The sequence below is a fragment of the Pseudomonas poae genome, from assembly GCA_028869255.1.
Taxonomy (GTDB): Bacteria; Pseudomonadota; Gammaproteobacteria; order Pseudomonadales; family Pseudomonadaceae; genus Aquipseudomonas; species Aquipseudomonas poae_C.
This window is the reverse complement of record CP110972.1, coordinates 6,047,485-6,068,287: the sequence shown is the minus strand read 5'-3', so window position 1 is coordinate 6,068,287 and position 20,803 is coordinate 6,047,485. Positions and strand designations below refer to the sequence as shown.

Genomic DNA, 20,803 nt, shown 5'->3' with positions numbered 1-20,803 from the left:
ATCGTCGTAGGGTTTGCTGATACACAATCCGAATACCCCCCTTTTAAAAATGGATAGTCTGGGCTATGACCGCATCACCCGACTTTGGTGCATTCACACACTATCAGTCCAACTGTAGACGCTCGCTGAGACGACATTGCTCAATCGACAAATATCGTTTCAATAAGCCCCTGGCTCCAGTCTCGTCCCGGACGCGACCGACGGCAAGGCACTTAGCCATCCTTTGCACAAATAAAAATGCCGACGACCCACAGCACCGCCTCCCCGGGCAACCCTGTTATTATCGCCGGCAGACTTCCATGCCTCTTTATTAAGCAGATCACGAGCGAATCCATGAGCACCGACAAGACCAACCAGTCCTGGGGCGGCCGCTTCAGTGAACCCGTCGACGCCTTCGTCGCCCGCTTCACCGCCTCCGTCACCTTCGACCAGCGCCTGTACCGCCACGACATCATGGGCTCCATCGCCCACGCGACGATGCTGGCCAAGGTCGGCGTGCTGACCGACGCCGAGCGCGACAGCATCATCGACGGCCTGACCACCATTCGCGGTGAAATCGAAGCCGGTACGTTCGACTGGCGCGTCGACCTGGAAGACGTGCACATGAACATCGAGGCGCGCCTCACCGATCGCATCGGTGTTACCGGCAAGAAGCTGCACACCGGTCGCAGCCGTAACGACCAGGTGGCCACCGATATCCGCCTGTGGCTGCGCGATGAAATCGACCTGATCCTGGCCGAAATCACCCGCCTGCAAAAAGGCCTGCTGGAGCAGGCCGAGCGTGAGTCGGACACCATCATGCCCGGCTTTACCCACCTGCAAACCGCACAGCCCGTGACCTTCGGCCACCATCTGCTGGCCTGGTTCGAAATGCTCAGCCGCGACTACGAGCGCCTGGTGGATTGCCGCAAACGCGCCAACCGCATGCCGCTTGGCAGTGCTGCGCTGGCCGGCACCACCTACCCGATCGACCGCGAATACACCGCGCAACTGCTGGGTTTTGACGCCGTGGGCGGCAACTCCCTGGACGGCGTATCGGACCGTGACTTCGCCATCGAATTCTGCGCCGCCGCCAGCATCGCGATGATGCACCTGTCGCGTTTCTCCGAAGAACTGGTGCTGTGGACCAGCGCGCAATTCCAGTTCATCGACTTGCCGGACCGCTTCTGCACCGGCAGCTCGATCATGCCGCAAAAGAAAAACCCCGACGTACCGGAACTGGTGCGTGGCAAGAGCGGCCGCGTGTTCGGTGCACTGATGGGCCTGCTGACCTTGATGAAGGGCCAACCGTTGGCCTACAACAAGGACAACCAGGAAGACAAAGAGCCGCTGTTCGACGCCGCCGACACCCTGCGCGATTCGCTGCGTGCCTTTGCCGACATGATCCCGGCGATCAAGCCCAAGCACGCGATCATGCGTGAAGCGGCGCTGCGCGGGTTCTCCACCGCGACCGACCTGGCGGACTACCTGGTGCGCCGTGGCCTGCCGTTCCGTGATTGCCACGAAATCGTCGGCCATGCCGTGAAATACGGCGTGGACACCGGCAAAGACCTGGCGGAAATGAGTCTGGAAGAACTGCGCCAGTTCAGCGACCAGATCGAGCAGGATGTATTTGCCGTGCTGACCCTGGAGGGCTCGGTGAATGCCCGTAACCACGTCGGCGGTACTGCGCCGGCGCAGGTGAAGGCTGCTGTAGTACGCGGCCAGGCACTACTCGCCAGTCGCTAAAGCCTAAAAGCATCGCAGGCAAGCCAGCTCCCACATTTGAATGGGTTCACACATCAAAATGTGGGAGCGGGCTTGCTCGCGAAGGCGTCAGCTGTAGCGCCGAAGTTCTACTTCTTGGCAGCAACCATCGCCATAAACGCCGGCATCGCCGCCTCCCTGTCCGCCGCCACCCTCTGGGCGTTGGGCATGGCATGCAACCGGTCCAGCAACGCCTTGGCCGCCGGCATTTCAGCCAACAGGTCCAGGCCAAACAGCTTCTCGCCCACCGCACAGGCGAGGTTCACGCTGTACATGAAATACAGATCGGCAATCGTAAAATGCTCCCCGGCCACATAAGGCGCGAACTTGCCGTGCCTGCCCAATGAACCAAACCCCAACAGCAACTCGGCCTTGGACTTCTCCTTGATCGCGTCCGGCACCGGCATGCCAAAAAACGCCTCGGCGAAACACGCACGGGCGGGCAATTCGATATACAGCTCGATTTCCCGGCACAGCGCCAGCACTTGCGCACGCTGAAACGGCTCGGCCGGGAGCAGCGCAGGCCCCTCCTGGGTGTGCTCGATGTATTCGAGGATCACGCTGGTCTCGTTGATAAAGCCCTGCTTCACGCCCAGCACTGGCACCTTGCCACGCGGGCTCACGGCCAGCGCTTCAGGGGTTTGCCCGGCATAAAAAGGCACCTCTTCGAAAGACAACCCCTTCTCCAGCAACGCCAGTTTGACCATGTTGTAGTAGTTGCTGACCGAAAATCCGTAGAGCTTGAGCATTACCGTTGCCTCCAGGCCGGGTATGGGGTGGGCTGCAAGCGTTATAGCTCCCAGGACCTGGCCTTGCCAGCAGCATCACCTGCCTGAATGGGGGTAGACTGGCGCCCTTTCCTTGAGGAGCCTGCCATGAGCGAGCCAACCCATAGCAACGACGACGACGAAGAAGAGTTCACCGAAAGCACGCTGACCCAGGCCATCGAAAACCAGATCGAAAGCGACAACCCGCCTGCCGCCAAAGCCACCTTCAACAAGCTGACCCTGGTGGGCTACGAGCGCGACGACATTCTGAACCTCATGGCCCATGTGCTGGCCGTGGAAATCGACAAGATGCTCGAAGAAGACCGCGCCTTTGATACCGAATGGTATGAAACAGCGCTGCGAGCACTGCCCGAACTGCCACCCGAAAACGACTGAATCGGGCACCTGCGTGGCCTGGAAGCCTGCTTCCTCGCCACAAAACTGCGCCATATCAAGACCCAAGAGTTTCTCACTGGACAGCCCGGCAAAGTGCGTTCACCTTATGCCCTGCTAGCCTCTAATAAATTCTTAGAAAGTCTGGAGTCCTTATGTCGTATACCCCTGAGTTGGTTGCCGAACTGGAAATCCTTGCACTCTTCAACCTGGGCAGCTCCCAGGAAGGTCTGAAAGTCCACCAGACCGCCGCCCCCACTGCCATCGCCGCGGCCAAACGCCTGTTCGAGAAAAAACTGATCGACCAGCCGGACGGAGGCTACCTGACCAGCCTGGGCCGGGACGCTGCAGAGCAGGCCCAAACCCTGCTGACCATTTTGAGCACCGCCACCACCCAAGAAGCTGCCTGATACCTGATACCGCCCATGGAGTCCGCCCAGCGCGGATTCCGAGGGCGTTGCCGTGCACGCCACAAAATTCTGACGCCAAAAACCATTTCCCTCTAAACCTCCTACGCTACTGGCTGTAAACTCCGAGACGGCCGCCCACGTCGGGCCCTGCGAGCCACCGAGTTCGACATGACCCGCACCCATGAAATCCGCCCCGACCTGGACGAAGGCATCGACCGCAAGGTATTGGCCCAGTTGCGCGCGCGCTTCATGGCCCTCAATGAAGGCCGCATGGCCCGGGCCGTCGAGGGGCTGACGCCACGCCAGCAAAGCGTGCTGAGCCTGTTGCCGCTGTTTTTTCACGTCAATCACCCGCTGCTGCCAGGCTATGTCTCGGGCAGCACACCGGCGGGCCTGTCGAATTTCGAACCCGACGCCCAAGCCCTGACCGAAGCACAGCGCCTGACCCGCTCGTTTTCCTACAAGCCACGCCATGGCAACCCGCCGTTGCCGATCCATGGCCTGTTCCTGATGGGCAGCCTCGGCACCCTGGCCCAGGCGGACCAGAGTGATATGGACGTGTGGGTGTGCCACGCGCCGGACCTCGGCGAAGCCGAGCTGACCGAACTGCGCAAGAAATGCCAACTGCTGGAAGCCTGGGCCCTGAGCATGGGCGCCGAAGCGCACTTCTTCCTGATCGAACCGACGCGCTTTGTGCTCGGCGAACGGGACACACAACTCAGCTCCGACGACTGCGGCACCACCCAGCACTACCTGCTGCTGGATGAGTTCTACCGCACCGCCATCTGGCTGGCAGGGCGCACGCCGATCTGGTGGCTGGTGCCCGTGTATGAAGAAACCCGTTATGCGGAGTTCACCCACACGCTGATTTCCAAACGGTTTATCCGCGCCGATGAAACCCTCGACCTCGGTCACCTGGCGCGTATCCCCCCGGGCGAGTTTATCGGGGCCGGCTTGTGGCAACTGTTCAAGGGCATCGAGTCGCCCTACAAGTCGGTGCTCAAGCTGCTGCTGACCGAGGTCTACGCCAGCGAGCATCCGAACGTGCACTGCTTGAGCCTGCGCTTCAAGCGCGCAGTATTCGCCAACCAGATGGACCTGGACGAGCTGGACCCGTACATCGTGGTGTACCGCCGTATCGAGGAATACCTCAAGGCGCGCAACGAGCCGGAACGCCTGGAACTGGTACGGCGTGCGCTGTACCTGAAGGTCAACCGCAAGCTCACTGCCGGCCAGCGCGGTACCGGCTGGCAGCGGCTGTTGCTCGAGCGCCTGGCCCATGAGTGGGGCTGGGACCAACGCCAGCTTGCGCTGCTGGACAGCCGCAGCCAGTGGAAGGTGCGCCAGGTGGCCTCCGAACGGCGCGCCCTGGTCAATGAGCTGAATTACAGTTATCGCTTCCTGACCCAGTTCGCCCGCACCGAACAGACCGTCAGCCTGATCAACAAGCGCGACCTCAATGTGCTCGGCCGGCGCCTGTATGCAGCCTTTGAGCGCAAGGCCGGCAAGGTCGAGTTCATCAACCCCGGCATCGCCCCGGACCTGGCCGAAGACACCCTGACCCTGGTGCAATCGCCTAACCGCAAGGAGCCTGGCCAACACCATTGGGGCCTGTACAACGGCAACCTCACGGCCCTGGAATGGGAGCACTTTGCGCCGATAAAACGCAGCCGCGATCTGCTGGAAATGCTCACCTGGTGCCACCGCAACGGCGTAATCGACAGCAGCACCCGCCTGGCCCTGCACCCGGGCACCAGCGACATGACCGAGTTCGAGCTGTTCAATCTGCTGGGCAGCCTGCAGCAGAGCATCGCCCTCCCCCTGGCCAGCGTCGATGAAGAACGCTTGCTACGCTCGGCGGTGCCAGAAGAGGTGTTGTTGCTGATCAACGTCGGCGTCGACCCGCTCAAGCACCACCGCGACCTGAATATCCTGATGACCACCGAGCGCACCGACTCCCTGAGCTACGCCGGTGTGCGCGACAACCTGGTGCTGACCCTGGACCAGGTCACGCTCAACAGCTGGAACGAGGTGATGGTCAGCCGCTATGACGGCCCCCATGCCTTGCTCGACTGCCTGCGCGACTACCTCAACCAGTTGCCGCCGGACCATCTGCCACGGCTGCGGGTGCGCTGCTTCTGTCACAACCGTGCGCAGTTCATTGCCCAGCGCGTGGAGGAAATCTTCGACACCGCGCAAAACCTGCTGCTGGGCCAAGGCAATCACCGTTACTTGCTCCAGGTGCAGCAGCACTACCACGTGATGGAGTTGGTGCCAGGCCAGGCCACCCATGTGTCGCTGGCGACCCAGGAGGCGCTGATCGCCTACCTCAGCGAAGAACTCGCCAGCTACAGCCCGTTGCACCTGGACGCCATGGCCCTGGAGGACCACGACCTGGCACTGTTGCTGCCCATGGGCCTGGCCGATTGCGTGCAGGTGTTCTACCGGGTCAACGAAGGCTTCGCCGAGCTGTACGTGCTGGATGAGTTCAATGCGCTATGGCAGCAGCGCCTGCCGTTTCATGATGAGCAGAGCCTGTTGGCGCCGTTGCAGCGCTTTCTGCAGTCGGTCATTTATCGCCGGGATGCGCTGTCGCCGCTGGACGCACAACAACCCCGGGGCGAAGTGCAAACCTTGTATTACCAATTGTTACCATCAGGCAGCAATCGCGCACGCAGCATTGAGTCGCGGCCGGCGCCGCTGAACCCGGCGAACAAACCGTTTTACGACGTGCAGGCAATTATCGGCAAAGCAGCACCGGGCCAAGTGGGCATCACCCTGTACTGCAATCAGCGGGAATTTAGCGAACTGGAATTCGGCGACCAGCTGTTTGCAGTGGTCGCCCAGGAAATCGTCGGGCAGCGCCGGGAAACCGAGCGCTACCGCTGCTACATCACCGACCTGGACCTGTCCGGACTGCTCGGCGATGTGCAAAGCCCGAGCAATCTGTACCTGCGCTACAAGGCCGAACTGGAGCTGTCGCTCAATGAGGCACTGAGCCAGATTTAGCGCGGTTTTTTTAAAGCGAGAACGCGCCGCCGTCTTTGGGCTGGCCTTCAACGCTGAGCAATTCAAGCTTGAGGGTCTTGCCGCCGGGGGCCGGCCAGTCGATGTGCTGGCCCACCTGCAGGCCCAGCAAAGCGCTGCCCACCGGCGCCAGGATAGAGATCTTGCCTTCGTCCGCGTTCGCGTCCTTGGGGTAAACCAGGGTCAGGTGATAGTCCTTACCACTGCCTTGCTCACGGCAATGCACGCTGGAGTTCATGGTCACGACACCCGCAGGCACTTCATCGTGGCCAACCACTTCTTCGGCGCGGTCGAGTTCGGCTTGCAATGCTTCGACGCCAGGAGCCTCGTCGCCCAGGCGGTCGATCAATTGCTCCAGACGCTGCACGTCAAGGCGGGTGAGGATGATGGACGGTGCGGTGGTCATGATTCAGGCAGACTCCTTTTTTCTGCACAAAAAAGCAAAACCCCGCCAGAAAAAGGCGGGGTTCTCACGGGCCTCGATGAGTTGAGGCGTACCCGGACACTACCACAGCACCGCAAATAAACAAGGCGGGCTCAAGGCGCGGCCTTGCGTTGCTCGGCCTGCGCGACGATCACTCGGCGCCGCTGATCATCGGCAGAGCGCCATTCCCGGATGTCTTCCACGTGGCGGAAGCAGCCGCGGCAGACTTTCTGCTCGTCCAGGCGACACAAACTGATACAAGGTGACGGCACCGCCGGGCTGACATTACTGAACAGCGGCTTGGGCGGGCGTACAGGTGCAGGCTGGGTCACAATCAGTTCTCGTCGGGGTTCAGCTCATCGAAGCCCAGCTCCACACCGGCTTGTTCCTGGACCAGGCGTGCGAGCATTTCGCTCAGCAGCTCATCGCTGGTATCGCACTGCCAATTGTTGTCTTCTTCGTTGTAATCGAAGTGAAAACCACCCGAACGTGCAGCCAACCACAGCTGACGCAAAGGTTCCTGGCGGCTGAAGATCAGTTGAGTGCCGTTCTCGAACTTGACGGTCAGCACGCCGGCCGAGTTTTCCAGGTCCACGTCCAGGCCGCTGTCGTCGAAAATATCTTCCAGCGCCTGCTGGGTCGAATCCACCATGGTCGTGAAAACGGGCTTCGGTCAAACTCATTGTGGCAACCTCAAAAGTGTCTGGTTTTGCTCAAGCGCCGCACGATACGGACGAGCCCCGCTGATTGCAAAGGATACCGATTTCATCACGACTGACGGAATGAAATATCCCCGAATAGCGTAGGACGTTTCCCTAGCGTCTCGCCAAACCCCCGCCAGACGGGTATTCCAGCGCATAGGCAAGCTGGCGGGTGGTCGGTATACTCGGGCGCAATTAATGCATATTCAAGGATTTCGCCATGAAGCGCCTGATCTCGTCCCTTGCTGCGCTCGTCGCGGTTGCCTGCCTCGTTAGTGCCTGTGGTCAAAAAGGCCCGCTGTACCTGCCCGATGACAGCAAAGACCCGAATGAACAGGCGCAATCATCGCAAAAGCCCACCAAAGCGCATAAGCACGACACCTACTAAGGGAACCCCATGGACGCTTTTAACTACCGGGACGGCGAGCTGTTCGCGGAAGGCGTGGCGCTGTCTGTGATTGCCGAGCGCTTTGGCACCCCGACCTACGTGTACTCCCGTGCCCATATCGAAGCCCAATACCGCAGCTTTTCGGATGCGCTGCAAGGCATCCCGAGCCTGGTGTGCTACGCCGTCAAGGCCAACTCCAACCTGGGTGTACTGAACGTATTGGCACGCCTGGGCGCCGGTTTCGACATTGTGTCCCGTGGCGAGCTGGAGCGTGTACTGGCCGCCGGCGGCAAGGCTGACAAGATCGTATTCTCCGGCGTCGGCAAGAGCCGCGAAGACATGCGCCGCGCCCTGGAAGTCGGCGTGCATTGCTTCAACGTCGAATCCACCGATGAGCTGGAACGCCTGCAGGTTGTGGCCGCCGAGATGGGCGTGCGTGCGCCGATCTCCTTGCGCGTCAACCCGGACGTCGACGCCGGCACTCACCCGTACATTTCCACCGGTCTCAAAGAGAACAAGTTCGGCATCGCCATTGCCGACGCCGAAGACGTGTACATCCGTGCCGCCCAGTTGCCGAACCTGGAAGTGCTGGGTGTCGACTGCCATATCGGCTCGCAACTGACCAGCCTGCCACCGTTCCTCGATGCCCTCGACCGCCTGCTGGCGCTGATCGACCGCCTCGGCGAATGCGGCATCTACCTGCACCACATCGACCTCGGTGGTGGCGTGGGCGTGCGTTATCGCGATGAAGAGCCACCGCTGGTGGCCGACTACATCAAGGCCGTGCGCGAGCGCATCGAAGGCCGCGACCTGACGCTGATGTTCGAGCCGGGCCGTTATATTGTCGCCAATGCCGGCGTGTTGCTGACCCAGGTCGAGTACCTCAAGCACACCGAGCACAAGGATTTTGCCATCGTCGATGCGGCGATGAACGACCTGATCCGCCCGGCGCTGTACCAGGCATGGATGAATGTCACCGCCGTGACGCCTCGCGACAGCGAAGCCCGCGCCTATGACATCGTCGGCCCGATCTGCGAAACCGGCGACTTCCTGGCCAAGGATCGTCAGTTGGCCCTGGAAGAAGGCGACCTGCTGGCCGTGCATTCGGCCGGTGCCTACGGGTTTGTCATGAGTTCCAACTACAACACCCGCGGGCGTACCGCCGAGGTGCTGGTGGACGGTGATCAAGCGTTTGAAGTGCGTCGCCGCGAGACGGTAGCCGAGTTGTATGCTGGCGAAAGCCTGCTGCCGGAGTAAGCCATGCTGCTGCGTTTTACCAAAATGCACGGGCTGGGCAATGACTTCATGGTCCTCGACCTGGTCAGCCAGCACGCGCACATCCTGCCCAAACACGCTAAACAGTGGGGCGACCGCCACACCGGGATTGGCTTCGACCAATTGCTGATCGTTGAGGCGCCGAGTAACCCGGAGGTGGATTTCCGTTATCGGATCTTCAACTCCGACGGTTCCGAAGTGGAACAGTGCGGCAACGGTGCGCGCTGCTTCGCACGCTTTGTGCTGGACAAGCGGCTGACCGCCAAGCGCCAGATCCGCGTCGAGACCAAAAGCGGCGTGATCGAGCTGGATATCCGCAGCGACGGCCAGATCAGCGTCAACATGGGCGCGCCGCGCCTGGTGCCGGCGGATATTCCGTTCCAGGCCACCGAGCAGGCAACCAGCTATGCGGTGGATGTCGACGGCAAAACCGTCGACCTGGCCGCGGTGTCCATGGGCAACCCCCATGCCGTATTGCGCGTCGACGACATCAATAACGCGCCCGTGCATGAATTGGGGCCGAAAATCGAACACCACCCGCGCTTTCCTGCACGGGTCAATGTGGGTTTCCTACAGGTGATCGACCGTTCCCGCGCACAATTGCGCGTATGGGAACGCGGCGCCGGCGAAACCCAGGCTTGCGGCACCGGTGCTTGCGCCGCTGCCGTGGCCGCGATCAGCCAGGGGTGGATGGATTCGCCGCTGTTGATCGACCTGCCCGGTGGACGCCTGTCCATCGAATGGGCAGGCCCTGGCCACCCGGTGATGATGACCGGGCCGGCCTCGCGCGTATACGAAGGACAGGTCCGTCTATGAGTGAGCAAAGCTAATGACTGATAAGCCTCAAGTACCCGCACAAGCTACCCCGAGCGAAAGTCTGGAGGCCGCTGCTGTCGCGGCGTACCTTGAGGCTAATCCGGACTTCTTCGTCGAACACGAAGAACTGCTGCCTGCCCTGCGCATCCCCCACCAGCGCGGCGATACCGTGTCGCTGGTGGAGCGGCAGATGAAAATCCTGCGCGAGCGCAATATCGAAATGCGCCACAAGCTCTCGCACCTGATGGACGTGGCCCGCGACAACGACCGTCTTTTCGACAAAACCCGCCGCCTGATTCTTACGTTGATGGACGCCAGCAGCCTGGAAGAAACGGTGATTGCCGTGGAAGACAGCCTGCGCCAGGACTTCCAGGTCCCCTTTGTGAGCCTGATTCTGTTCAGCGACAACCCGATGCCGGTGGGTCGCTGGGTCAGCGGTGGCGACGCGCAAACCGCGATTGGCGGCCTGTTGTCCGAGGGCAAGACCATCAGCGGCACCCTGCGCGAGCATGAGCTGGACTTCCTGTTCGGTGCCGAACAGCGCAAGCAGATCGGCTCTACCGCTGTGGTCGCCCTCAGCCATCAGGGGCTGCATGGCGTACTGGCCATCGCCAGCCGCGACCCTGCGCACTACAAAAGCTCGGTGGGCACCTTGTTCCTGACCTATATCGCCGAAGTGCTGGGCCGCGTCCTGCCGCGCTTCACCACTGCCCTGCGCGCGGTGCGCTAGCCATGGAACGGCAACTGGACGCTTATTGCGCTCACCTGCGCAACGAGCGCCAGGTGTCGCCCCATACCCTGGAAGCTTACCGACGGGACCTGAACAAAGTCCTGGCGTACTGCGAAAAACACCAGATTGGCAGCTGGAAGGCCCTGGACATCCAGAGCCTGCGCAGCCTGGTTGCGCGCCTGCACCAGGCTGGCCAGTCGTCGCGCAGCCTGTCGCGCCTGCTGTCGGCGGTGCGCGGCCTTTATCACTACCTCAACCGCGAGGGCCTGTGTGACCACGACCCAGCCAACGGCCTAGCCCCGCCCAAGGGCGAACGGCGCCTGCCCAAGACCCTGGACACCGACCGCGCCCTGCAATTGCTCGATGGCGCGGTAGAGGATGACTTCCTGGCCCGTCGTGACCAAGCGATTCTTGAGCTGTTCTACTCCTCAGGCTTGCGCCTGTCAGAGCTGACCGGCTTGAATCTTGATCAACTCGACTTGGCGGACGGCCTGGTACAAGTGCTCGGCAAGGGCAGTAAAACCCGCGTGCTGCCGGTGGGCAGGAAAGCCCGGGAGGCCTTGGAACTGTGGCTGCCACTGCGCCTGTTGACCAACCCCGCAGACGATGCGGTATTTGTCAGCCAGCAAGGCCGGCGCCTTGGGCCACGGGCGATCCAGGTCCGAGTGAAGGCCGCCGGCGAACGCGAGCTGGGCCAGAACCTGCACCCGCATATGCTGCGGCACTCCTTTGCCAGCCATATGCTTGAATCGTCCCAGGACCTGCGGGCGGTACAGGAGCTGCTCGGCCACTCCGACATCAAGACCACGCAGATTTACACCCACCTCGACTTCCAGCACCTGGCTACGGTGTACGACAGTGCCCATCCACGGGCCAAACGCATCAAGGGCGGCGACTCATGAGTATCAAGCTGATCACCTTCGACCTGGACGACACACTCTGGGATAACGTACCCGTCATCATCAGCGCCGAAGCGTCGATGCGCGAATGGCTGGCGGTTAACGCCTCCAAGGTCGGCGACCTGCCGCTGGAGCATTTCGGCCGCCTTCGCCAGCAGGTGCTGGAGCGCCATCCCGAGCTGAAACACCGCATCAGTGTGCTGCGCCACCGCGTGCTGATGCACGCTTTCGAAGAGGCCGGTTATCCACAGCCCGAGGCCTCGCAAATGGCCGATGTGTGCTTTGAGGCGTTCATTCACGCACGGCACCAGCTCACTCCATTTCCGGAAGCCGAACCGATGCTGCGGGCGCTGCGCCAGCATTTCCTGCTGGGCGTCATCACCAACGGCAATGCCGACGTGCAGCGCGTGGGCCTGGCGGACTATTTCCACTTTGCCTTGCGCGCCGAAGATATCGGTATCGCCAAGCCGGATGCACGATTGTTTCAGGAAGCGTTGCAGCGTGGCGGCGTGGATGCCTCTGCGGCGGTGCATATCGGCGATCACCCAGGCGATGACATTGCCGGGGCACAAGCGGCGGGGCTGCGCGCAGTGTGGTTCAACCCGACGGGCAAGGCGTGGGAAGGGGAAAAGCGCCCGGATGCGCAGATTCGCAGCCTGACGGAGTTGCCGCCGTTGCTTCGCAGTTGGCAGTAACATCGAAGATCAAAATGTGGGAGCGGGCTTGCTCGCGAAAGCGGTCTGTCAGTTGATGAATATGCTGACTGATCCACCGCTTTCGCGAGCAAGCCCGCTCCCACATTTGATTGATGGCGACCTGCAAGCTTTGTTACAGGCATGAAAAAGCCCGCAGCGACGGCGGGCTCTCTCAGCAAGCATGTGGCTGACCTCAGATAGGTCGGCTACCGTACTTGTTGTCCGGCTTCTTCGGTGGATCTGCCACCACGTTTGCCTCGACTTCCTGCACTTTGCCGCCTTTAGCGAGGAATTCTTCCATCGCACGGGCCAGAGCATCGCGCTCTTTGTTCTTGGCCTCAACGCTCGGCAGTTCGTCTACCGAAACAGCAGCCTTGGCCTTGCCTTTGGCAGCCGGAACAGGCGCATCATCGCCACCGTCGTCGTCAGCAACGTCTTCCGCCGCCGCTTCAAGACCTTCTTCGGTGTCGTCTTCGTCACCTACTTCCAGTTCGTCGTTTTCCAGATCATCGTCGCTCATGTTCTACCTCATGACTTGCGAAAAGCAGATTAGTTATAGCCCAGCCTCACCCTCTGTCGAGGTCGCCGGAAAAAAATCACATCCACCGGATTTCCAGTGGCTTATGCCCCATCACCGTGCAAGGTGGCGAGGACTTTACGAGCACCGCCATGGTCACGGTGCTCGCCCAGATAAACACCTTGCCATGTCCCCATTGCCAAGCGGCCGGCCTTCACCGGCAAACTCAGCTGGCAGCCCAGGAGACTGGCCTTGAAGTGCGCCGGCAGATCATCCGGGCCTTCGTCGTTGTGCTCGAATCCTGCCCGGCCTTGCGGCACCAGCGAATTGAAGAAACGCTCGAAGTCACGACGAACCGCCGGGTCGGCATTCTCGTTGACGGTCAACGAGGCCGAGGTGTGCTGCAACCACAGATGCAACAGGCCCACACGACACGCCTTCAATTCAGGCAGGCCGGCAAGCAACTCGTCCGTTACCAGGTGAAAGCCCCGGGGCTTGGCCCGCAGGGTAATCAGGGTCTGTTGCCACATACAGTTCTCCGCCCATCGGCGCGCATTCTAGCGCGCTCTGGGAAAAAACAAAGTGCCGAATACGCCTACATGCCTGTAAGACATTCGCACCCCCTAAAAGTGCCGCATGGATCCCATCACAAAGTCGACGCAAAACCCATACACCTTTAGCCACAGACAAACACCAGACAAAAAAATGCCCGGCAAGCCGGGCATCTTTTTTTCGCATGCTTACAAGTTGTAGCCACGCTCGTTGTGTTGCGCCAGGTCGAGGCCCACAGCCTCTTCTTCTTCGGTAACCCGCAGGCCCATGACCATGTCCAGCACCTTGAGGATGATGAAAGTCACGATAGCCGTGTAGATCACGGTGAAGCCGACGCCTTTGGCCTGGATCCAGACCTGTGCAGCCACGTCAGTCACGGTGCCGAAGCCGCCCAGAGCAGGCGCCGCAAACACACCCGTGAGGATCGCACCAACAATACCGCCGATACCGTGCACGCCAAACGCGTCCAGGGAATCGTCGTAGCCCAGCTTGCGCTTGAGGCTGGTGGCGCAGAAGAAGCAAACCACACCCGCGACCAGGCCGATCACCAGGGCGCCCATCGGGCCCACGGTGCCAGCGGCTGGGGTGACGGCTACCAGGCCGGCCACCACACCCGAGGCGATGCCCAGTGCGCTTGGCTTACCGTGGGTGACCCACTCGGCGAACATCCAGCCCAGTGCCGCAGCAGCGGTAGCGATCTGGGTAACCAGCATCGCCATACCGGCAGTGCCGTTGGCCGCAGCGGCGGAACCGGCGTTGAAGCCGAACCAGCCAACCCACAGCATGGCCGCACCGACCAGGGTGTAACCCAGGTTGTGAGGCGCCATCGGTGTAGTCGGGAAGCCTTTACGTTTGCCGAGCACGATGCACGCCACCAGGCCAGCCACACCGGCGTTGATGTGCACTACGGTGCCGCCGGCGAAGTCCAGCACGCCCCAGTCGCCCAGCAACGAACCCGGACCGCCCCATACCATGTGGGCAATCGGCGCGTAGACCAGGGTGAACCAGACGCCCATGAAGATCAGCATCGCGGAGAACTTCATACGCTCGGCGAAGGCACCGACGATCAGCGCAGGGGTAATGATCGCGAAGGTCATCTGGAAGGTGACGAACACCGCCTCAGGGAACAGAGCCGCCGGGCCGGTGATGCTCGCCGGGGTCACACCCGACAGGAACAGCTTGGACAAGCCGCCCACGAACGAGTTGAAGTTGACGACGCCTGCTTCCATCCCGGTGGTGTCGAACGCCATGCTGTAGCCGTAAACGAACCACAAGATGGTGATCAGGCCGGTGATGGCGAAGCACTGCATCATCACGGAAAGAATGTTTTTGGAGCGCACCATGCCGCCGTAGAACAGCGCCAGGCCTGGAATAGTCATGAACAGCACCAGCGCGGTGGATGTGAGCATCCATGCGGTGTCGCCGGAATTGAGGACTGGAGCAGCCACTTCGTCTGCCGCCATGGCCAGGCTTGGCATTACGATGGACAACAGGGCTCCGAGCCCTGCGAATTTACGCAGAGTCATATTGTTTTCTCCTGGGGCGTTGGGGTTTGGCGGCTTAGATTGCGTCGGTATCGGTTTCGCCGGTACGGATGCGAATAGCCTGTTCCAGATTGACCACGAAGATCTTGCCGTCACCGATCTTGCCGGTGTTGGCGGCCTTGGTTATCGCCTCGATAACCCGGTCAAGATCCTTGTCGTCAATGGCGACATCAATCTTCACCTTCGGCAGGAAATCGACCACGTATTCCGCGCCGCGATACAGCTCGGTGTGACCCTTCTGCCGACCGAAGCCTTTGACCTCAGTAACGGTAATGCCCTGCACGCCGATCTCGGACAACGACTCGCGTACATCGTCTAACTTGAACGGCTTGATGATGGCAGTGACTAGCTTCATGAAAACTCTCTCCCGAATTGGTGGACTTGCCCCAGGAAAACAAACCCGTCTCAAGTCTAAGCGCAGTGCCTGGCTTTGTAACGCGTCGTCGCAGGCAGTTGCCTTGGCGACGCCAGCGAACCACTGGTGACGAAACCTGTACCCCTGATCCGTCGGCGCACTGCATTCGTCACAGCGACTGCATCAGTGCATGGGTCATGATCGTCTAAGCAGAAACCTTGCCAGCTCCGTAAAAATCACTGAAATCAGCCCTTTGCCCACTGAAGCCCACCTGCGGGGCCGGCTGGCGACCGCAATGCGCACAAAAATAGTGCGCCACCGCCCAGCCCCATGCGCGAAAAGCGTGCGCGTCTAGCCGTGAAAAAGACTATAGACGCTGCGTGATACACTGCCCGCCAACAGTTTTTCCGGAATGTTTCCCATGCTTGCGCCCAAAGACCTCCTCGACGCCCTGAGCGGCCACGCCTCTCGCCTGTTCAGCGGCGACACCCCGCTGCCCCGCAATGAAATCGAAAGCCAATTCAAGGCGTTGCTGCAAAGCGGTTTCAGCAAGCTCGATCTGGTGAGCCGCGAAGAGTTCGATAGCCAAATGGTCGTGCTGGCCCGCACACGTGCGCGATTAGAGAGCCTGGAAGCGAAGGTGGCGGAGTTGGAAGCGCGGTTGGCACCTACTGCCGAGTAACTGTCACAACTCTGTCAAAACGTGGGAGCGGGCTTGCTCGCGAATGCAGTCTGTCAGGCACATAGATGCTGACTGACCCACCGCATTCGCGAGCAAGCCCGCTCCCACATTTGTTTTGCGTTGCACCACGGATACGTTCTGTAAAACCTCCCCCGCCTCGCTCTTCCCCACCTCGTCTACCCTTGAAAAACCCGCAGGAAGCGGCCCCCTCTCTCAAGGAACGAGCATGTCCCTCGCCATCGTCCACAGCCGCGCCCAGATCGGCGTTGAAGCCCCAGCCGTCACCGTCGAGGTGCATATGGCCAATGGTCTGCCGTCCCTTACGCTGGTGGGTTTGCCGGAAACGGCGGTCAAGGAGAGCAAGGACCGTGTGCGCAGCGCCATTCTCAACTCGGCCCTGCAATACCCAGCCCGCCGCATCACCCTTAACCTCGCGCCCGCCGACCTGCCCAAGGACGGCGGGCGTTTTGATCTGGCGATTGCCCTGGGGATTCTGGCGGCAAGCGTGCAAGTGCCGGCGTTAATGCTCGATGACGTGGAATGCCTGGGGGAATTGGCGCTGTCGGGCGCAGTGCGGGCAGTAAAAGGCGTGTTGCCGGCCGCGCTGGCGGCACGCAAAGCCGGGCGCACCGTGATAGTGCCCAGGGCCAATGCCGAAGAGGCCTGCCTGGCGTCGGGCTTGAAGGTGATTGCGGTGGATCACTTGCTGCAGGTGGTGGCGCACCTGAATGGGCTGGTGCCGATTGAGCCTTACAAGTCCGATGGCTTGCTGTACCTGAACAAGCCGTACCCGGACCTGAGTGAAGTACAGGGCCAGTTGGCGGCCAAGCGCGCCTTGCTGATTGCCGCAGCAGGCGCGCATAACCTGTTGTTCAGCGGGCCACCCGGCACCGGCAAGACCTTGCTCGCGAGCCGCCTGCCGGGGTTATTGCCGCCGCTGAGCGAGCAGGAAGCCCTTGAAGTCGCCGCGATTCAATCGGTGGTCAGCCTGGCGCCCTTGAGCCATTGGCCCCATCGGCCGTTTCGCCAGCCGCACCACTCGGCATCAGGCCCGGCACTGGTGGGTGGCGGCTCGAAACCGCAGCCGGGGGAAATAACCCTGGCCCATCATGGCGTGCTGTTTCTGGATGAGTTGCCGGAATTTGATCGCAAGGTACTGGAGGTGCTGCGAGAGCCGCTGGAGTCGGGGCATATCGTGATTTCCGCGCGCGCGACCGGGTGAGTTTCCCCGCACGCTTTCAGCTGGTCGCGGCGATGAACCCCTGCCCCTGCGGTTACCTGGGCGAACCCAGCGGGCGATGTCGCTGTACGCCGGAGCAGATCCAGCGCTATCGCAACAAGCTCTCCGGCCCCTTGCTGGACCGCATCGATTTGCATGTGACGGTCGCCCGGGAGACCACCGCACTGAACCCCACCCAACAGGATGGAGATAACACGGCGAAAGCCTCGGCAGAGGTGGCCCAGGCGCGGGAGTGCCAGTTGCGGCGTCAGGGGTGTGCGAATGCGTTCCTGGATCTGCCGGGGCTGCGCAAGCACTGCAAGCTGACGAAAGTCGATGAACGCTGGCTGGAGACCGCCTGCGAACGGCTGACGCTGTCGCTACGGGCGGCCCATCGACTGCTCAAGGTGGCACGCACGCTGGCGGACCTGGAACAGCTGGACGCCATCGCTCGCCACCATCTGCAGGAAGCCCTGCAATACCGCCCCGCGGCAATCACTTGAGCAGGGTGCAGAGCAAAATGTGGGAGGGGCAAGCCCCCCCACACTGGACGGTCGGATCTCAGCGGAACCGATCTACCTCATGACGCAAGCTTGCCGCCAAGGTTTCCAGCTCTTTGGCGGTGATCGCCAGGTTCGACACCACTTCACGCTGCTCGCTGTTGGCCAGCGCAATGCTTTGCAGGTTGCTGCTGAGCAAGGTCGCGGTGCTGCTTTGTTCCTGGGTCGCCGTGGTGATTGCGGCGAACTGCTGACCCGCCGAGCGGCTTTGCTCGTCGATCCGCGCCAGCGCCGAGGCTACGTCGGCGTTGCGCGACAGCCCTTCCTGCATCAGCACGTTACCGTGCTCCATGGTGCTGATGGCATTGCCGGTTTCCTTCTGGATGCTCTGGATCATCCCGGAAATTTCATCGGTGGCCTCACGGGTACGCGACGCCAGGTTGCGCACTTCGTCGGCAACCACGGCAAAACCACGGCCTTGCTCACCGGCGCGTGCGGCTTCAATGGCGGCGTTGAGTGCCAGCAAGTTGGTCTGCTCGGCAATCGAGGTAATCACGCCGACGATGCCGCCGATCTCCTGGGAGCGCTGGCCCAGGGTGTTGATCACGGTGGCGGTGCTGTTAAGCGCAGCCGCGATATGTTCCAGCGACGACGACGCTTCTTGCATCGAGGTGCGGCCAATACGCGTCTGCTGGGCGTTTTCCTGGGCCAGGCGCTCGGTATTGCCCATGTTGTCGGCAATGTTCAGCGAGGTGGCGCTGAACTCTTCCACCGCGCCGGCCATGCTGGTGATCTCGCCGGACTGCTGCTCCATGCCTTCATAGGCACCGCCGGAAAGACCCGACAACGCCTGGGCACGGCTGTTGACCTCTTCGGCCGCCTTGCGGATATGCGAGACCATGGTCGACAGCGCTTCACCCATCTGGTTGAAACTGCGCGCCAGTTGGCCGATTTCGTCATGGCTGGAGACATTCAAGCGTGCGCTCAAATCGCCCGCGCCCAGGGCCTCGGCCTGCCGCACCAGGTCACTCAGGGGCTGCAACTTGCTGCGCAGCAGCCAGACCGTGGCACCGACCGCCAGCAACATCGCCAGTATGCTGCCGATCACCAGGCGAATACCGACCGACCAGGTGACTGCGCGGATTTCGGCTTTCGGCATGCTCGCGACCACGGCCCAGGGGCCACCCTCGAACGGCACCGAAACGCTGTAGAAGTCTTCGTTCTTGTCGCTCCAGAAGCGGCCTTTGCCGGGTGTCTTGGCCAGGTCCAGCATCACTGGAACCGACTGGTCCAGCGCCTGCACACCGGCCGGCGGCACCAGCCAGCGCTTTTGCTCGTCGAGCAACGCCAGGGAGCCAGTCTGGCCGATGCGGAAGCGCTTGAGGTTTTCAAACTGGGCGGCCTGCGCGTCGGTGTAGTCAAAACCGATGAACAGCACGGCAATCACTTTGCCGCTGCTGTCCCGTACGGGGCTGTACTGGGTCATGTAGGAGCGATCGAACAACACGGCGCGCCCGATATAAGCCTGGCCACCGAGCACACGCTGGTAGGCCGGGCCCTGGCGGTCAAGCACAGTACCGATGGCACGGCTGCCGTCCTGCTTGGTCAGGGAAGTGCTGACACGGATGAAGTCCTCACCGCTGCGCACAAACACCGTGGCCACACCACCGGACATCTGCTTGAACTCGTCAACTTCGGTGAAGTTGTTGTTGAGCACTTCACCGCCCAACAGCAGGCTCGGTGTCTGCACTCCGGCCACGGTGACCAACTGATCGGCCTGCACGCTCAAACCGGCGCTGAAGCGCTTTTCAAACAGCCCCGTCAGGCGCTGAGTGCTCTCGCGCAAGGTGCTGTGGAACGTATTGAGCTGGTCGGCGAGCAAGCGCGCCTCGCTGGCCAAGTGTTCCTCGCGGGTGTCGAGGTTGGCGGAGTCGAGGGAACGCAAGGCAAATACCGTACTGCCGCTGATGACGACAGCCAGTATCACGGCTAACGCGATGCCTAACTGGGAGGCTATTCGGGCGCGAGGTTGAGACATGAAGGCTCCTGACCGAGGCCAGGATCATCCTGATCTCATAGCGCTGCTCGGCAAATTATCTGGTAGGAAACGTTGGAGCACGATGGTCCCAACACCCCTACTTCGGCGGGCGGAGCTAATACTTGAGCAATTCACAGGGGCTTCGCGCAAACGCTTGCGCACCAGCACCTCAAACCCTTCAATCCAGGCGTTCTACCGCAGGCAACACCATCGCTTGCACCTCGCCCTGGAGGAAATCCGCCAAGCGTCGCAGACGCTCGCCACCGGGACGGGTTTTCGGCCATACCAGGTAATAACTTTCCCCGCTGGCCACAGCAGTAGGCCACGGCAGGCTCAAGCGACCCTGGGCCACGTCTTCAGCGACCATCAGCAAATCGCCCATGGACACGCCGTACCCCGCGCAGCGGCGATCATGCCCAGCTCAAGGGTGTCGAAGACCTGCCCGCCCTTGAGCGATACCTGAGAGGACAGCCCCATACGCTCCAGCCAATTGCGCCAGTCCCGCCGGTCGGGCGTGGGGTGCAGCAATTCGGCGGTGGCCAGCCGCGAGACATCCCATGGCCCATCTTCCAGCAGGTTGGGCGCGCCGACGGGAATCAATAGTTCGGGGAACAGGTAGCAGGCTTCCCAGTCAGCGGGGAAATGCCCGTAGCTCAGCAGCACCGCGCAGTCGAAAGGCTCCTGATTGAAGTCCACCTCGTCCACGTTCATCCAGGCGCTGGTCAGTTGCACCTCATTGCCCGGCTGCAGATGCCGAAAGCGGCTGAGGCGCGCCAACAGCCAACGCATGGTCAGGGTCGACGGCGCTTTCATACGCAGGATGTCATCTTCGGCGTTCAGGGTATGGCAGGCCCGCTCCAACGCGGCAAAGCCCTCGCGCACGCCGGGCAACAGCAGGCGCGCCGCTTCGGTGAGTTGCAGGTTGCGCCCGCTGCGCTGGAACAGGCGGCAGGCGAAATGCTCTTCAAGCGTGCGGATATGCCGGCTGACCGCACTTTGGGTAATCGACAACTCTTCTGCCGCACGGGTGAACGAGTTGTGCCGGGAAGCCGCCTCAAAGGCGCGCAAGGCATACAAAGGAGGAAGACGACGGGACATTGGGAAAGCTCCGACAGCGCAATTTTG

General features: G+C 61.5%; 19 protein-coding genes and 3 pseudogenes. 12 read left to right on the top strand and 10 right to left on the bottom strand.

What is annotated here, in order from left to right; all coding sequences use genetic code 11:
- The first annotated feature begins 333 nt into the window (after positions 1–333).
- Positions 334–1,728 carry an argininosuccinate lyase gene (gene argH / locus LRS56_27485; GenBank protein ID WDU62437.1) on the top strand — a complete coding sequence of 465 codons (1,395 nt, stop codon included), beginning with the start codon at positions 334–336 and terminating at the stop codon, positions 1,726–1,728.
- 107 nt (positions 1,729–1,835) lie between these two features.
- Here the strand turns inward: argH and LRS56_27480 are convergent, their stop codons facing one another.
- On the bottom strand, positions 1,836–2,495 hold the full coding sequence (locus LRS56_27480; GenBank protein ID WDU62436.1) for a glutathione S-transferase: 660 nt from the start codon (positions 2,493–2,495) through the stop codon (positions 1,836–1,838).
- Between the two features lie 126 nt (positions 2,496–2,621).
- On the opposite strand from LRS56_27480, the gene LRS56_27475 reads away from it, so the two are divergent.
- From LRS56_27475 to LRS56_27465, 3 genes are all read left to right on the top strand, one after another.
- On the top strand, positions 2,622–2,909 hold the full coding sequence (locus LRS56_27475; GenBank protein ID WDU62435.1) for a hypothetical protein: 288 nt from the start codon (positions 2,622–2,624) through the stop codon (positions 2,907–2,909).
- A gap of 152 nt (positions 2,910–3,061) precedes the next feature.
- Positions 3,062–3,316: a TIGR02647 family protein gene (locus LRS56_27470; protein ID WDU62434.1), complete on the top strand. Its 255-nt coding sequence runs from the start codon at positions 3,062–3,064 to the stop codon at positions 3,314–3,316.
- A gap of 168 nt (positions 3,317–3,484) precedes the next feature.
- On the top strand, positions 3,485–6,325 hold the full coding sequence (locus tag LRS56_27465; GenBank protein WDU62433.1) for a class I adenylate cyclase: 2,841 nt from the start codon (positions 3,485–3,487) through the stop codon (positions 6,323–6,325).
- A gap of 10 nt (positions 6,326–6,335) precedes the next feature.
- Here LRS56_27465 and rnk read toward each other — a convergent pair whose 3' ends face one another.
- The 3 genes and pseudogenes from rnk to cyaY all read right to left on the bottom strand — a co-directional run bounded on the left by rnk (position 6,336) and on the right by cyaY (position 7,450).
- Positions 6,336–6,749, bottom strand: a complete 414-nt coding sequence (rnk, locus tag LRS56_27460; GenBank protein WDU62432.1) for a nucleoside diphosphate kinase regulator — start codon at positions 6,747–6,749, stop codon at positions 6,336–6,338.
- 131 nt (positions 6,750–6,880) lie between these two features.
- On the bottom strand, positions 6,881–7,099 hold the full coding sequence (locus tag LRS56_27455; GenBank protein ID WDU62431.1) for a DUF1289 domain-containing protein: 219 nt from the start codon (positions 7,097–7,099) through the stop codon (positions 6,881–6,883).
- Positions 7,100–7,101: 2 nt separating this feature from the next.
- A pseudogene (gene cyaY, locus LRS56_27450) lies at positions 7,102–7,450 on the bottom strand (iron donor protein CyaY).
- A gap of 238 nt (positions 7,451–7,688) precedes the next feature.
- Here cyaY and LRS56_27445 point away from each other — a divergent pair.
- From LRS56_27445 to LRS56_27420, 6 genes are read left to right on the top strand one after another with little or no spacing between them, the layout of a single operon-like run.
- Positions 7,689–7,856: a lipoprotein gene (locus LRS56_27445; GenBank protein ID WDU62430.1), complete on the top strand. Its 168-nt coding sequence runs from the start codon at positions 7,689–7,691 to the stop codon at positions 7,854–7,856.
- A 9-nt stretch (positions 7,857–7,865) separates the two neighbouring features.
- Positions 7,866–9,113, top strand: coding sequence for a diaminopimelate decarboxylase (gene lysA, locus LRS56_27440; GenBank protein ID WDU62429.1), 1,248 nt, complete (start codon positions 7,866–7,868; stop codon positions 9,111–9,113).
- Between the two features lie 3 nt (positions 9,114–9,116).
- On the top strand, positions 9,117–9,947 hold the full coding sequence (dapF, locus tag LRS56_27435; protein ID WDU62428.1) for a diaminopimelate epimerase: 831 nt from the start codon (positions 9,117–9,119) through the stop codon (positions 9,945–9,947).
- A 13-nt stretch (positions 9,948–9,960) separates the two neighbouring features.
- The gene (locus LRS56_27430) at positions 9,961–10,677 is read left to right on the top strand and encodes a DUF484 family protein (protein ID WDU62427.1); all 717 of its coding nucleotides are present in this window, start codon (positions 9,961–9,963) and stop codon (positions 10,675–10,677) included.
- A 2-nt stretch (positions 10,678–10,679) separates the two neighbouring features.
- On the top strand, positions 10,680–11,579 hold the full coding sequence (gene xerC, locus LRS56_27425; GenBank protein WDU62426.1) for a tyrosine recombinase XerC: 900 nt from the start codon (positions 10,680–10,682) through the stop codon (positions 11,577–11,579).
- Positions 11,576–12,271: an HAD family hydrolase gene (locus LRS56_27420; GenBank protein WDU62425.1), complete on the top strand. Its 696-nt coding sequence runs from the start codon at positions 11,576–11,578 to the stop codon at positions 12,269–12,271. Before xerC ends, LRS56_27420 begins: the two co-directional genes overlap by 4 nt.
- 193 nt (positions 12,272–12,464) lie before the next feature.
- Here the strand turns inward: LRS56_27420 and LRS56_27415 are convergent, their stop codons facing one another.
- From LRS56_27415 to glnK, 4 genes are all read right to left on the bottom strand, one after another.
- A complete protein-coding gene (locus LRS56_27415) occupies positions 12,465–12,791 on the bottom strand; it encodes a hypothetical protein (protein WDU62424.1) in 327 nt (108 codons plus the stop codon).
- 101 nt (positions 12,792–12,892) lie between these two features.
- Entirely contained in the window at positions 12,893–13,318 is a 426-nt protein-coding gene (locus LRS56_27410) for a secondary thiamine-phosphate synthase enzyme YjbQ (protein WDU62423.1), read from the bottom strand.
- A gap of 210 nt (positions 13,319–13,528) precedes the next feature.
- On the bottom strand, positions 13,529–14,866 hold the full coding sequence (locus tag LRS56_27405; GenBank protein WDU62422.1) for an ammonium transporter: 1,338 nt from the start codon (positions 14,864–14,866) through the stop codon (positions 13,529–13,531).
- Between the two features lie 34 nt (positions 14,867–14,900).
- Positions 14,901–15,239 carry a P-II family nitrogen regulator gene (glnK, locus tag LRS56_27400; GenBank protein WDU62421.1) on the bottom strand — a complete coding sequence of 113 codons (339 nt, stop codon included), beginning with the start codon at positions 15,237–15,239 and terminating at the stop codon, positions 14,901–14,903.
- Between the two features lie 421 nt (positions 15,240–15,660).
- On the opposite strand from glnK, the gene LRS56_27395 reads away from it, so the two are divergent.
- Both LRS56_27395 and LRS56_27390 read left to right on the top strand, forming a co-directional pair.
- Positions 15,661–15,921, top strand: coding sequence for an accessory factor UbiK family protein (locus LRS56_27395; protein ID WDU62420.1), 261 nt, complete (start codon positions 15,661–15,663; stop codon positions 15,919–15,921).
- A 226-nt stretch (positions 15,922–16,147) separates the two neighbouring features.
- Positions 16,148–17,643, top strand: a pseudogene (locus LRS56_27390) (YifB family Mg chelatase-like AAA ATPase).
- Positions 17,644–17,701: 58 nt separating this feature from the next.
- Here LRS56_27390 and LRS56_27385 read toward each other — a convergent pair.
- Together LRS56_27385 and LRS56_27380 are read right to left on the bottom strand one after the other, a co-directional pair.
- Positions 17,702–19,678 carry a methyl-accepting chemotaxis protein gene (locus LRS56_27385; protein ID WDU62419.1) on the bottom strand — a complete coding sequence of 659 codons (1,977 nt, stop codon included), beginning with the start codon at positions 19,676–19,678 and terminating at the stop codon, positions 17,702–17,704.
- Between the two features lie 178 nt (positions 19,679–19,856).
- Positions 19,857–20,776: pseudogene (locus tag LRS56_27380) on the bottom strand (LysR substrate-binding domain-containing protein).
- Positions 20,777–20,803 lie beyond the last annotated feature (27 nt).